The following is a 12,504-nucleotide window of genomic DNA, read 5'->3' as shown; positions in this document are numbered from 1 at the left end:
GCTTCGGTCCCTCAGCTGTAGCTGTGATGAACGGAAGGTTGATGTTTGTTGTTGTAGCGGAGGAGAGCTCTTTCTTTGCTTTCTCAGCCGCCTCTTTCAATCTCTGGAGAGCCATCTTGTCTGTGGAAAGGTCAACACCTTCCATTCTCTTGAACTCAGAGATCATATAGTCTGTGATCTTCTGGTCGAAGTCATCACCGCCCAGTCTGTTGTTTCCAGCTGTTGAGAGAACTTCGATGACACCGTCGCCGATCTCGATGATAGATACATCGAATGTACCGCCGCCGAGGTCATATACCATAATCTTCTGCTCTTTTTCATTGTCAAGGCCGTATGCCAGGGCTGCTGCTGTAGGCTCGTTGATGATACGTTTTACATCCAGGCCTGCGATCTTGCCGGCATCTTTTGTAGCCTGACGCTGAGCATCGTTGAAGTAAGCAGGAACTGTGATGACAGCCTCTGTCACTTTCTCTCCGAGGTATCCTTCTGCGTCAGCTTTCAGCTTCTGAAGGATCATAGCGGAGATCTCCTGCGGAGAATATTTCTTTCCGTCGATGGATACCTTGTAATCAGATCCCATCTCTCTTTTGATAGAAGAAATTGTCTTCTCAGCGTTTGTAACTGCCTGACGTTTTGCAGGCTCCCCTACCAGACGCTCTCCCGTCTTTGTAAATGCAACTACAGACGGTGTGGTTCTTGCGCCTTCTGTATTAGCGATGACTACCGGCTGTCCACCTTCCATAACGGCGACACAGCTGTTTGTTGTACCTAAGTCAATACCAATGATTTTTCCCATGATTAATTCCTCCTGTTATATTTTAAATTTCGTTGTTTGCTTTTTAGTTGGCCACCTTCACCATGCTGTGTCTCACAACACTGTCACGGTACATGTAACCTTTCTGGAATTCTTCAGCCACAATGTTCTCACCAAAGCTGTCATCCTCCACATGCATCACTGCATTGTGGAAATCCGGGTTGAATTCCTGTCCCACTGCCTCGATCGGCTTGACACCAATCTCTGCCAGTGTGGTCATCATCTGTTTGTACACCTTATCCATGCCCTGCATGAAGGGGTGGTCCTTCTCCTCCTCTTTCACTGCATCCAGCCCTCTCTCGAAGCTGTCCACAACGGGGAGGATCTTCTCTATGATATCTTTCGCTCCAACTTCATACATCTGGGATTTCTCCCTCTCTGTACGCTTGCGGAAGTTATCAAACTCAGCCATTTGTCTTGTGAGCTTATCTGTCAGCTCCTCGATCTTCTCATCTTTTTTATCTTTCTTCTTTCTGCCAAAAAATTTCTTTCCCTCGGTCTTTTCCTCCTCGGAGGAAACTTCCTCGTCATCCTCTTTCGGGCTCTCTGTGCTGTCTTTCTCAGCTCTCTCCGCGTCTTCTGCGGAGGATTCGCCGCCTTCGCCCTGATCTTCCTGCTGGGCAGCGGTCTTCTTGGCCTCTTCCACAGCCTCTTTTACCATATCTTCCTGGCTTTTTTCCTGATTTACTTCTTTGCTGTTTTTATTTTCTTCCAAGGGTCCATCCACCTTTCTTATTCTTTATTATGGAAAATCGCATCCAACTCACCCTGCAGGTGTTTCAGCGATTTTAACACATGTTCGTAATCCATACGCTTCGGGCCGATGATACCTATCGTTCCCTTCATGCCGTCCCCCAATTCATACGTAGCTGTGACGACACTGCAGTCTTTCATGGTCTGCACCGGTGTCTCGTCTCCGATATACACCTGGATGCCTGTGTTGTCTTCCTGGGAAAGAGTCTGGGTAACCAGCTCTGTGAGCTGCTGCTTTTCCTCAAAGGCACTGATGATCTCCTGTGCGCTCTTCTTGTCGCTGAGCTCCGGATATTTGAAAATATTCGTGGCCCCGCTGGTGTAGATCTGCATGTCTTCATCTAACTGGATGGCATCTGCCACCGCATCGAGCACATCGCTGATCACCGCGCTGTGGATGCCCGCCTGTTCCTTCAGCCTTGCTATCAGTCCCAGGTTGATCTCCTCAATGGACATACCGTTCAGTGTGGTATTGAGCAGCATGTTCAGCTTCAGAAGATTTTCATTGCCAAGCGGCTCATCTACATTGATGATCTTGTTCTTGATAACATTTCCTCCAAGCACGATCACCGCAATGATCTGCTCATCGTCCACCTGGGAGAGCTGAATGAATTTCAGCTTGTTGGCGCTGTTCATGGGAGTGGAAACCATGGTCGCATAGTTGGTGTTCGCCGCCAGAACTCTTGCGGCCTGCTTCAGGAGCTGATCCATCTTGTCTGCTTTGTCCAGCATCTGCTCCTGCATCTCATTAAGCTCCTGTTCCTTCTCCTCCATCAGCATATCCACATATAGGCGGTATCCCTTGTCGGAAGGAATCCTTCCCGCTGATGTATGGGGCTGCAGGATATATCCCAGCTCTTCCAGATCCGCCATCTCATTTCGGATCGTCGCAGAGCTCAAATTCAGGTCCGTGTACTTGGAAATGGTCCTGGAACCTACCGGCTCCCCTGTCTCCAGGTAGTTCTGGATGATCGCATGAAGAATTTTCAGTTTTCTCTCACCCAGTCCGTCTCTGACCTGCATCCTGGCTGCCTCCTTTTTTATTGTTAGCACTCATTTGGTACGAGTGCTAATCTCTACGGTTACTAATGTATCACTCTGGTTTTTGTTTGTCAACAGGATTTATAATTTTTTTACACTTTACGTGAAATTTATGAAAATTCTTATTTTATATGCTATACTCTAGTTCTGACCTGGCCCATGCGGCCAGATTCTGCCTGAAAGGAAGGACAAAAATGGACAGAACCATCGACTATATAATAGGAAAAGAAGAAGACGGCCTACGGGTGGAACAGGTTCTCAGGCGAAAAGGCTACTCCCGCCAGAATCTCTCTGTCATAAAAAGGATGCCCCAGAGCATCCTTGTAAACGGTGTACATGCTTATATGCGCGGACAGGTACAGACAGGAGACACCCTGAGAGTCCAGATCCACGAGACCGGAGTCTCCGGGAAAATACCGCCCATACATCTGCCCCTGGATATCGTATATGAAGATGAAGATATCATCGTCATCAACAAGGCGGCAGGCATGCCCATACACCCCTCCATGAACAACTACACCAATTCCATGGCAAATGCCCTTGCATGGTACTACAAAGAGCAGGGCAAACCCTTCATCTTCCGCTGCTCCAACCGGCTGGACCGGGATACCTCCGGCCTGACTGTGGTGGCAAAGCACCTGGTCAGCGCCGGCATTCTCTCCACCATGACAGCAGAAAAGATCCTGGAGCGGGAGTATCTGGCCATTGTATCCGGACACGTATTCCCCTCCGCCGGCACCATCTGTGCCCCTTTAGCCCGCAAGGGCACCTCCATCATCGAGCGGATGGTGGATTTTGAAAAGGGGGAAGAGGCAGTCACTCACTATGAGACGCTGGGGCACTACGGCCCCCACAGCCTTGTAAAACTGAAGCTGGAAACCGGCCGCACCCACCAGATCCGGGTCCACATGCAGTATCTGGGCTATCCTCTCATTGGAGACTACCTCTACAATCCGGATATGACGCACATCAGCCGGCAGGCTCTCCACTCCCACCGGCTGTCCTTTCCCCATCCCATGACCGGGGAACCTATGGAATTCACTGCCCCTCTTCCGGAGGATATGCAGAAAGTGCTCCGGGTCACATCGTTCTCTCCAGCTTCACAAGAGTGAAAAAGAAGACCCCGGAACCATTTTCTCTTCTCCGGGATCTTCTCTTTGCACGTCCGCTTTCTGCACGCTCTTTTAGCTCAGTTCGATCTTTGCAGCCTCCTCAGGCTTAAAAGCATTGTCCAGATCATAGATATTGTGTCCGGTAGACTCTCCCAATACTCTTCCCTCCAGGGAATAGCAGCGGATAAAGCGCTTGGGGGCAATGCTGGACCAGTGCTCCACATCCCAGGTCATGTACCCGTCCTCATCCGACTTTTTCTCCTTCAAGTACAGATCCACCTGGCGTCCATCCTGCATGATCTTGATAAGGTCCTTGTAATCAGCGATCTCCACGTCTTCCTTTTTTACTGTGTCGTAAATCTTCATCTCTCTCTCCTCCTGCCCTGCCCGGGCTGTCGTTCTAGCATCAGTTTACTCTCATCTGCCGCTAAAGACAAGCGGGAATTTTCTCTTTATTTTTCGTGATCGCGGGCACATTCCCGGGCCGTCCCCCTCAGAATCTCCAATCCATGGTCCAAATGAGGAAGAAGATAGTCCAGCGCCTCTCTCACCGCCTTGGGGCTGCCGGGGAGATTGACGATCAACGTCCCGCCGCGGATGCCGGACACAGCCCGGCTGAACATAGCCCTTGGGGTGATGGACATGGAATAGTTCCGTATGGCCTGCGCGATCCCGTCAGCCATCCGGTCGCAGGCGGCGATGGTGGCCTCCGGTGTCAGATCCCTGGGCGAAAAACCGGTGCCCCCTGTGGTGAAGATCACATGGACCTGCCTCTGGTCAGCCAGACGGATGAGCTGGCTCTTCAGAGATTCCACCCCGTCAGCCAGGAGCAGCTGCTCTTTGACCTCATAGCCCGCCTTCTCCAGCATCTCCGCCACCAGCGGGCCGCTCTTGTCCTCCCGCTCCCCTTTAGCTCCCTTGTCACTGAGGGTGATCACGGCCGCGGTAAAAGGAAGGTCCGGCGCAGGCATCTCTGCTTGCACCTGGTCTCCCTTTTGGATGCGTCCCCCCTTTATCACCTGGGCAAACACCCCCTCCCGGGGCATGATGCAGTCCCCCATGCGCCTGTAGATCTCGCAGTGGCTGTGGCACTCTTTTCCGATCTGGGTCAGCTCCAGGACAGCCTCACCGCCCACCATAAGGCGGGTTCCCACCGGAAGTGCCCGCAGGTCCATCCCTTCTATAATGAGGTTTTCCCCGAAGGCTCCCGGATCTACCTCCGCCCCCCTCCTGCGGAAATCCTCGATCTTTTCAAAAGAGAGAAGGCTCACCTGGCGGTGCCAGTTTCCCGCATGGGCATCCCCCTCAATTCCCCAGTCCTCTCTGAGGACCGCCTCTCCCACAGGAGTTTTGACCGTCCCCCGCTCTTTGCTGATGCATATCTCCAAAAGTCTGCTCAACTTCTTATCCTCCAATCCTGTTCATATTCTTCTGCTCTGTTCCCTCTTCCGCAGCCCGACCAAACTGGTGGCAGGCCGGCTTCTCCCAGACCGTCTGCCGGATCGCCGATCGGATCTCCTGGTCAGACGCCCCCTGCCGCAAGAGCCGCCGCAGATCCGCCCCTTCCGCATACTGAAGGCAGGGCTTTAAAAACCCCTCCGCACTCAGCCTGACCCGGTTGCACTCGCCGCAGAACTTGTGAGAAAGGGCGCTGATAAACCCGATCCTTCCCCGGAATCCCTCAAAGGTCACGTAAGAGGCAGGGCCATTCCCCGCCGGAGCCTCCCTGCTGTCTGCCTTCTTTTCCGATCCAAATGTATCCCGCAGGCTCCGGAGTACCTCCTCCTGGCTGCACAAAGGGAAATTTTTCCCCAGGCCCATCGGCATCATCTCGATAAAACGCACATCTATCTCCCGGTCTCTTGCAAGCTTTGCCAGGCTGCACCACTGCTCCTGGCTGTCTCCCGCAAGGGGCACACAGTTGAGCTTTACCCGTATCCGGGGAAATTCTTTCATTTTCTCCAGGCTGGCAAGTACCTTCTCCAGCCCGTCTCGCCTTGTAATAGCACGGTACTGTTCCCGGTCCAGCGTATCCAGGCTGACGTTCACAGCCTGGATTCCTGCTGCCGCCAGCTGTGCAATCTGCTCTCCCAGAAGGATCCCATTGGTGGTCAGCGTCACCTCCTCCACCTGATCCAGCGCCGTCAGCATGGACACCAGACTGTGCAGCTCCCTTCTCACAAGAGGTTCCCCTCCTGTCAGCTTGATCCTTGTGATCCCCAGCCCGGCGGCAATCCGGGCAATGCGCGTGATCTCCTGGTAGGTGAGGATCTCACTGTGGGAAATCTGCTCTACTCCCTCCGCCGGCATGCAGTAGACACAGCGAAGATTGCAGCGGTCCGTCACCGAAATTCTCATATAGTTGATCGATCTTCCATATTGATCTGTCATAAACGTATCCTATCTCCCTGCGAAGCGGCGGCCTGCCTTCTACAGAACCGTCTTTATCCAGAACTAAGTTTAACTGCATACGAAAAAAAAGGCAAGCCATGCTTGACATTTCATTCGTCCTGTCATATTATTGTACTATGTCAGTAATACATTAATACAAATCTGCAAAGGAGGCACTCACATGGAACAAGTGATCTTAAAGACAAACCACCTCACAAAACGCTACGGCCACCGAGCCGTTGTAGAAAATCTGTCCATGACCATATACAAGGGGGACATCTACGGATTTATCGGAAAAAACGGAGCCGGAAAGACAACGCTCATCCGCATGGTGACCGGTCTTGCCACCCCCAGCGACGGCAGCATCCGTCTCTTTGGCAGCGGCAGTCTGCTGGAAGGTCGCCGCAGGATCGGCACTGTCATAGAAGCACCGGCCTTTTACCCCGGCATGACCGCATATGAAAACATCATCGCTTTCTCCAAGCTCCAGGGACTCCATGATTTCTCCCATGCGGAGTATCTGCTTGAACTGGTTGGCCTGTCCCACACAGGAAAGAAAAAATGCCGGAACTTCTCTCTTGGCATGAAGCAGCGCCTGGCCATCGCCATTGCGCTCATCGACGACCCGGAGCTTCTCATCCTGGATGAGCCCACCAACGGTCTGGACCCAGAAGGCATGAAGGAAGTCCGGGACCTGATTCTGAAACTGAACCAGGAAAGAGGCATTACGGTCCTCGTATCCAGCCACATCCTGGGCGAGCTATCCAAATTCGCCACACGGTACGGTATCATCCACCACGGGAAGCTGATCGATGAGTTCACTGAAGAAGACCTATGGCGAAGGTGCACAGGAAACGGCCGCCAGGAGATTGACCTGGAAGACTACTTTTTAAGCAGGATCGGAGGTAAACAGGCATGTTAAATTTGATAAGAAGTGACATTTTCAAACTGAAAAAGGCAAAATATTTCTGGATCCTGCTGATCATCAATATTCTCCTGGCTGTCAGCACTGTCTGCCTTCTGGATTTCACCTACAAACTGGCCGGAGACTCCATAGAAGCCCAGCTCTCCCAGGAGCAGGCCGCCCTGGACGACGCAGGCATGAATGTGTCCGTGGAGGGCATTCCCACAGGTCACGACCAGCTCAGCACCTCAAGCCAGATGCTGACCTTCTTTGCGGGAAACACCACGCTGCTTATGGCTGTCCTCATCTCGCTCTTTGTCGGGAGCGAATTCAACAACGGGACTGTCAAGATCATCGCTTCCCGAAATTACAGCCGACTGAAGATCTATCTGTCCAAACTGTTTGTAGGCATCCTGGCCTCCGTCCTCTTCACCCTGGTGTTTGTCCTGGCTGCCACCATGACCGCCACGGCTCTCTGGGGCTTTGGGGATGTATCCGGCTCCTATGCTTCCCAGCTGCTGCTGAAAGGAGCTCTGGAACTGCTTCTGGGCGCCTCCTACGTGTCCCTCTTTGTCATGTTCAGTTTTCTGATCCGGCAAAACGGGGGCTCTCTGGCTGCCAACATCTGCTTTCTGGAATTCACTTCCCTCGTGGTCACCTTAGGGGAGATGCTTATCCACCATTTTCTCGGCAGGACAGTCACCCTGTCAGACTACCTGCCGGACATGTGCATGACAGCCCTCACCCAGAATCCGGACAGGAATACGCTCCTGCGAGCCGCCCTGGTGGGAGTTTGCTTCCTGCTTGTGCCCACTCTTGTCGGGGCAGCCAACTTTCGGAAGAGGGATATTAAGTAATTCAAAAAACACTGCGCAAGACTTACGTCTTCACAGTGTTTTTTATTATCCGTATTATCTTTCAGGAAATCTCTTAGCAGATCTTGTGGATCCAGCCTTCCGGGGCCTCAATGTGTCCCATCTGGATGCCTGTCAGTGTATCGTACAGCTTCTGGATCGTGGGGCCCATCTTCTCCATACCGCTGGGGAAGCAGATCTCCTTGTCGTGATCCACGATCTTTCCAACCGGAGAGATGACTGCCGCTGTACCGCACAGACCGCACTCTGCAAAATCTTTCACCTCATCCATGTAGACTTCCCTCTCCTCTGTCTTCAGTCCAAGGTAGTGCTCAGCCACATAGAGAAGAGAACGTCTTGTGATGGAAGGCAGGATCGTGGGGGACTTAGGTGTGACCACTGTATTGTCTTTTGTCACAAAGAGGAAGTTGGCTCCTCCTGTCTCCTCCACCTTGGTCCTTGTGGCGGAATCAAGGTACATGTTCTCGTCAAATCCCTTCTCATGGGCGTCAACGATAGCGTACAGGCTCATGGCGTAGTTCAGACCTGCCTTTACATGACCTGTGCCGTGGGGAGCTGCCCTGTCGTAGTCACATACCCGGATAGTGATCGGCTTAGCGCCGCCCTTGAAGTAGGGGCCTACCGGTGTGGTGAATACACGGAACTGGTACTCCTCTGCCGGTTTTACGCCGATAACAGAGTTGGAACCGAACATGTACGGCCGGATATAGAGCGTAGCCCCTGAGCCATACGGCGGAACATAGGCTGCATTCGCTTCCACTACCTTGTGGACCGCATCCACAAAGCGATCCTCCGGAAATGCCGGCATCTCCAGTCTCTTAGCAGAAGCAACCATTCTCTGTGCATTCAGATCCGGGCGGAAAGTAACGATGTGTCCATCCTCCGTCGTGTAGGCTTTCAGTCCCTCGAAACATGTCTGCGCGTACTGAAGAACACAGGCACATTCGTTGAGCACGATATTAGCGTCAGATGTCAGTGTACCTTCATCCCATGCTCCATCCTTATAATTGGAAACGTATCTCTTATCGGTCTGCATGTAAGCAAATCCAAGATTAGACCAGTCGATATTCTTTTTTTCCATGGATTATTCCCCCGTTCTGTGTTTTATTGGTCAATGCTTATCTTCTTGATCTTTTTTCATTATAGTACGGTCATCCGCAAAATTCAAGAGTGCGCTCTGTTTTTTTGTCATCAATTTGAGAGGCAGCTTCCCGCCGTCCGCTGACCGTCTCCACTGACTACCTCTCCATCATGCTGATGGACTCGATCCCCACGCTTCCACCGCGCACTACTTCAATGCTCTTGAACTCCTCCTTCATGAGCTTGATCACCGCATCATTTTTGGTGGCCGTCTGCACAAATTCCAGAAGAAGGCTGTCTTTTCCGTAGTCAATGACCTTGGCCTTGAAGGTCTCCGCGATCTGAAAAGCCTCCACCTTGTCCTCAGCGCTGCAGTTTTTCACCTTCACGTACAGGATCTCCTTCATTCGGACAAAAATGTCTGTAAAATCGATGACCTTGATGACCTCCACCAGCCGGTTGAGCTGTTTTTTGATCTGCTCAAAGGTCTCGTCGTCGCTGACTGTGGCGATGGTCATCCTGGACACCGTGGGGTCTTCCGTTGTCCCCACAGTGAGGCTGTCCATGTTGTAGGACTTTCCGGAGAAAAGTCCTGAGATCTTGGAGAGAACACCTACCTGATTCTCCACATACAGGGATATCCATCTTTTCTTCATTCCGTTGCTCATATTCCTTCTCTCCTTTCTAGCAGTCCATGATCATTTCTTTTAATGTGCCGCCGGGCTGGATCATGGGGTACACCAGATCCTCCGGGTCAATGAGGAACTCAATGATATAGGGGGTCTTTTTGCTCCTGGCCGCCTCTTCGAAAGCAGGGCGGATCTCTTCTTTCTTCGTCACCCGGATGCCTTTGGCCCCGTAGCTCTCCGCCAGCTTCACAAAATCAGGCGTGTAGGGCGGACACTCCACCTCGCCGCATTTTCCCCGGCAGGCTGCCCCGGACCGCAGGCATGTCATGGAATAGCGCTTGCCGTAGAAGAGCTTCTGCCACTGGCGAACCATGCCCAGCACGCTGTTGTTGAACACACAGCTTATAATAGGAAGTTCCTCCAGCACAGCCGTGGCTATCTCCTGAATATTCATCTGCATGCCGCCGTCACCGGATATGGAAATCACGGTTTTGTCCGGATTGCCGATCTTGGCGCCAATCGCTCCGGGAAGGCCATACCCCATGGTCCCCAGTCCGCCGGACATAAGGAGCTGTTTCTTCGGGGTCATCTCCAGAAACTGAGAAGTAAACATCTGGTGCTGTCCCACGTCCGTCACGACGATCGCTTCCTCGAACATCTCATTGATGACATCCAGGATATCCTTGGGCGTCATCACAGGTTTTTTCTTCATAGTCAGAGGATGCTCCTCCTTCCACCCGCTGATCGCCTTCTGCCAGTCTTCCGTCTGGCAGGGCTCCACGTACTCCAGCATCTTATCCACAGCCTCCTTGGCGTCAGCCACAATGGGAATGTCAACCTGTACATTTCTGGAGATGGCGGATGTATCTATATCAATATGCACGATTTTAGCCTTGGGCGCAAAGGAGTGGAGTTTTCCTGTGATCCTGTCGTTAAATCTTGTTCCAATGGAGAAGAGAAGATCACACTCATTTACTGCCATGTTGGCTGCATAGGCTCCGTGCATGCCAAGGTTTCCCACAAAAAGCGGATGATTTGTGGGGATGGCGCCCCTCCCCATGACCGTAGTCACGACAGGAACACTGGTCTTCTCCACCAGCTCTGTGAAGGCCTCCCCCGCATGGGCGATGTTGACGCCGCCTCCTGCCAGGAAAAGAGGTCTCTCCGCCTTGGAGAGCATTTTGATGGCCCTCTTGAGCTGCCCAATGTGCACATGGGTATTCGGCTTGTAGCCTCTTATATTCACTGTGGCGGGATACTCGGCGCTGCCCAGCTCTCCCATCACATCTTTTGGCAGATCCACAAGCACCGGGCCCGGGCGTCCTGTTCTGGCAATGTAGAAGGCCTCTTTGATGATCCGTCCCAGATCTTCTCTGTCGCGCACAGTGACACCGTACTTTGTGATGCTCCTTGTAATGCCTACAATGTCAACTTCCTGGAAGGCGTCATTTCCTATGAGATGCCTTGCCACCTGTCCGGTAAAACACACAAGGGGGACACTGTCATAGTTGGCCGTGGCAAGACCTGTCACCAGGTTGGTGGCGCCAGGTCCGCTGGTCACCAGACAGACCCCTACTTTTCCGGTGGAGCGGGCATAGGCATCCGCCTCATGAACAAGAGCCACTTCCTGCCGCGGCAGGATCACCTTGGTGTAATCCTGTTTATAGAGCTCATCGCTGATATCAATAGTACAGGCGCCGGGGTAGCCAAAGATGGTGTCTACCCCCTCCTCCTTCAGCGCTTTTACAAGCAGTTTGTTTCCAGAAATTTTCTTCATACTTTACCTCCTTAATGACCGTCATAAACACGGGTTAGAGAATAAAGAAACCCTAAGCCATAAAGCTTAGGGCGAATATTCATCCGTGTTACCACCTAAATTCAGAGATCTGTACCTCTGCACTCTGTCAGTACGGGAACCTCTCTGCACACATAAGCATACAGCGCTCCGATACTGTTTCCCATAACGGGGGAATACCGTTGGAGTCTACTGCCGGGGGACTCTGTATACTGCAGTTACACAGAACATTCTGCCCGGGTTCGGTCCACTGCTCGAAGGCTACTTCCATACATCCATCACGAAGATTTCCACCATCCATCTTCTCTCTTGGCTTCCGGTATCTATGTACTCCTCCTTGTCATTGCATTTATTCAGATAATTTCTCTTATTATAGTTGATATACCTGTCAATTGTCAACTGACTTTTTTATTCTTTTTTCATCCACACTTCATCCGGAAAGTCTGCCTCCGGGGCATCCATATCCACGATGTGGTACGCCCCGTTCTCATAGTAAGCCGGCTTCATGCCGCCGGTCTTAAAAGCCTGTACAAGATCCTCCTCAGACCGGATTTCCATGGGGAAATACGTGGCGCAGACTCCCACCTTCTCCGGGACATGGCAGTCGCTGGCTCCCACAGGTATCAGGTTCAGCTTTTTTGCGTAGGATGCCGCTGTCAGACAGGCATCCCGGTGGGTGCTGCCGTTCAGCACCTCGATGCCGGACAGGCCTGTCACCTCGTCCAGATGTTCCTCCATCCCCCTCCTGTTGTTGCGGAAAGGGTGGGCGCTGTAACAGACTCCGCCCTGTTCCCTGACAAGGTCGATAAATGCCTGGGCGCTGATCCGCTCTCTTGGATAGTCATCGATGCCGTAGGCGATGATGTCCCCCTGCAGGGAGTAGAACTCGATCCCCACGAAAATGGGGAAGCCGATCTTCCGGGAATACTCCCTTGCAAATTCCCGTATATCCATGTTGTCGTGATCCGTAATACAGATAGCATCCAATCCTTTTTTCTTCGCAATCTCAACGATTTCCTCCAGTGCAAGAAAGCTGTCTCCGGAATTGCGCATCTCGTGCATATGCAGGTCGATAAACACGCCCGTCCTCCTCTCCTCTGCCCATGCAGA

Annotated in this window: 13 protein-coding genes and 1 other annotated feature; of the genes, 3 read left to right on the top strand and 10 right to left on the bottom strand. The window is 52.2% G+C overall.

What is annotated here, in order from left to right:
- From Q5911_RS06100 to hrcA, 3 genes are all read right to left on the bottom strand, one after another.
- Positions 1 to 796, bottom strand: a 796-nt coding sequence (locus Q5911_RS06100; RefSeq protein WP_303181709.1) for an Hsp70 family protein, incomplete at its 3' end; no start/stop codon positions are given.
- 43 nt (positions 797 to 839) lie between these two features.
- A complete protein-coding gene (gene grpE / locus Q5911_RS06095) occupies positions 840 to 1,529 on the bottom strand; it encodes a nucleotide exchange factor GrpE (RefSeq protein WP_331591913.1) in 690 nt (229 codons plus the stop codon).
- 17 nt (positions 1,530 to 1,546) lie between these two features.
- On the bottom strand, positions 1,547 to 2,590 hold the full coding sequence (hrcA, locus tag Q5911_RS06090) for a heat-inducible transcriptional repressor HrcA (RefSeq protein ID WP_226395246.1): 1,044 nt from the start codon (positions 2,588 to 2,590) through the stop codon (positions 1,547 to 1,549).
- A gap of 212 nt (positions 2,591 to 2,802) precedes the next feature.
- On the opposite strand from hrcA, the gene Q5911_RS06085 reads away from it, so the two are divergent.
- Positions 2,803 to 3,720 carry an RluA family pseudouridine synthase gene (locus tag Q5911_RS06085; RefSeq protein WP_303181707.1) on the top strand — a complete coding sequence of 306 codons (918 nt, stop codon included), beginning with the start codon at positions 2,803 to 2,805 and terminating at the stop codon, positions 3,718 to 3,720.
- Between the two features lie 72 nt (positions 3,721 to 3,792).
- Here Q5911_RS06085 and Q5911_RS06080 read toward each other — a convergent pair whose 3' ends face one another.
- The 3 genes from Q5911_RS06080 to moaA form a co-directional block, all read right to left on the bottom strand.
- Entirely contained in the window at positions 3,793 to 4,086 is a 294-nt protein-coding gene (locus tag Q5911_RS06080) for a hypothetical protein (protein ID WP_303181705.1), read from the bottom strand.
- Between the two features lie 86 nt (positions 4,087 to 4,172).
- Positions 4,173 to 5,120 (bottom strand): MOSC domain-containing protein, encoded by a 948-nt coding sequence (locus tag Q5911_RS06075; protein ID WP_303181703.1) that lies wholly within the window; start codon positions 5,118 to 5,120, stop codon positions 4,173 to 4,175.
- A 4-nt stretch (positions 5,121 to 5,124) separates the two neighbouring features.
- Entirely contained in the window at positions 5,125 to 6,111 is a 987-nt protein-coding gene (gene moaA, locus Q5911_RS06070) for a GTP 3',8-cyclase MoaA (RefSeq protein ID WP_303181702.1), read from the bottom strand.
- Positions 6,112 to 6,292: 181 nt separating this feature from the next.
- Between moaA and Q5911_RS06065 the strand changes: the two genes are divergently transcribed.
- Both Q5911_RS06065 and Q5911_RS06060 read left to right on the top strand, forming a co-directional pair.
- A complete protein-coding gene (locus tag Q5911_RS06065; protein ID WP_303181700.1) occupies positions 6,293 to 7,033 on the top strand; it encodes an ABC transporter ATP-binding protein in 741 nt (246 codons plus the stop codon).
- The gene (locus Q5911_RS06060; RefSeq protein ID WP_303181698.1) at positions 7,027 to 7,872 is read left to right on the top strand and encodes an ABC transporter permease subunit; all 846 of its coding nucleotides are present in this window, start codon (positions 7,027 to 7,029) and stop codon (positions 7,870 to 7,872) included. Before Q5911_RS06065 ends, Q5911_RS06060 begins: the two co-directional genes overlap by 7 nt.
- A 73-nt stretch (positions 7,873 to 7,945) precedes the next feature.
- Here the strand turns inward: Q5911_RS06060 and Q5911_RS06055 are convergent, their stop codons facing one another.
- The 4 genes from Q5911_RS06055 to Q5911_RS06040 all read right to left on the bottom strand — a co-directional run bounded on the left by Q5911_RS06055 (position 7,946) and on the right by Q5911_RS06040 (position 12,474).
- The gene (locus tag Q5911_RS06055) at positions 7,946 to 8,971 is read right to left on the bottom strand and encodes a branched-chain amino acid aminotransferase (protein WP_076777122.1); all 1,026 of its coding nucleotides are present in this window, start codon (positions 8,969 to 8,971) and stop codon (positions 7,946 to 7,948) included.
- Positions 8,972 to 9,128: 157 nt separating this feature from the next.
- Positions 9,129 to 9,638 carry an acetolactate synthase small subunit gene (ilvN, locus tag Q5911_RS06050; RefSeq protein ID WP_076777120.1) on the bottom strand — a complete coding sequence of 170 codons (510 nt, stop codon included), beginning with the start codon at positions 9,636 to 9,638 and terminating at the stop codon, positions 9,129 to 9,131.
- A gap of 16 nt (positions 9,639 to 9,654) precedes the next feature.
- Positions 9,655 to 11,376 (bottom strand): biosynthetic-type acetolactate synthase large subunit, encoded by a 1,722-nt coding sequence (ilvB, locus tag Q5911_RS06045; protein ID WP_226395253.1) that lies wholly within the window; start codon positions 11,374 to 11,376, stop codon positions 9,655 to 9,657.
- 64 nt (positions 11,377 to 11,440) lie between these two features.
- Positions 11,441 to 11,747 (bottom strand) — a binding site (T-box leader).
- A gap of 55 nt (positions 11,748 to 11,802) precedes the next feature.
- Positions 11,803 to 12,474, bottom strand: a complete 672-nt coding sequence (locus Q5911_RS06040; protein WP_226395254.1) for a PHP-associated domain-containing protein — start codon at positions 12,472 to 12,474, stop codon at positions 11,803 to 11,805.
- Positions 12,475 to 12,504 lie beyond the last annotated feature (30 nt).

The sequence above is a fragment of the Lachnoclostridium phocaeense genome, from assembly GCF_959599685.1.
Lineage (GTDB): Bacteria > Bacillota > Clostridia > Lachnospirales > Lachnospiraceae > Claveliimonas > Claveliimonas monacensis.
Note: the sequence above shows the minus strand (reverse complement) of the source record. Positions and strands in the feature narration are given on the sequence as shown.

Excerpts from the sequence above, each read along its gene's own strand:
- hrcA (WP_226395246.1), bottom strand. The coding sequence starts at position 2,590 with ATGCAGGTCAGAGACGGACTGGGTGAGAGAAAACTGAAAATTCTTCAT.
- Q5911_RS06085 (WP_303181707.1), top strand. The coding sequence starts at position 2,803 with ATGGACAGAACCATCGACTATATAATAGGAAAAGAAGAAGACGGCCTA.
- Q5911_RS06080 (WP_303181705.1), bottom strand. The coding sequence starts at position 4,086 with ATGAAGATTTACGACACAGTAAAAAAGGAAGACGTGGAGATCGCTGAT.
- moaA (WP_303181702.1), bottom strand. The coding sequence starts at position 6,111 with ATGACAGATCAATATGGAAGATCGATCAACTATATGAGAATTTCGGTG.
- Q5911_RS06065 (WP_303181700.1), top strand. The coding sequence starts at position 6,293 with ATGGAACAAGTGATCTTAAAGACAAACCACCTCACAAAACGCTACGGC.
- Q5911_RS06060 (WP_303181698.1), top strand. The coding sequence starts at position 7,027 with ATGTTAAATTTGATAAGAAGTGACATTTTCAAACTGAAAAAGGCAAAA.
- Q5911_RS06055 (WP_076777122.1), bottom strand. The coding sequence starts at position 8,971 with ATGGAAAAAAAGAATATCGACTGGTCTAATCTTGGATTTGCTTACATG.
- ilvN (WP_076777120.1), bottom strand. The coding sequence starts at position 9,638 with ATGAGCAACGGAATGAAGAAAAGATGGATATCCCTGTATGTGGAGAAT.
- ilvB (WP_226395253.1), bottom strand. The coding sequence starts at position 11,376 with ATGAAGAAAATTTCTGGAAACAAACTGCTTGTAAAAGCGCTGAAGGAG.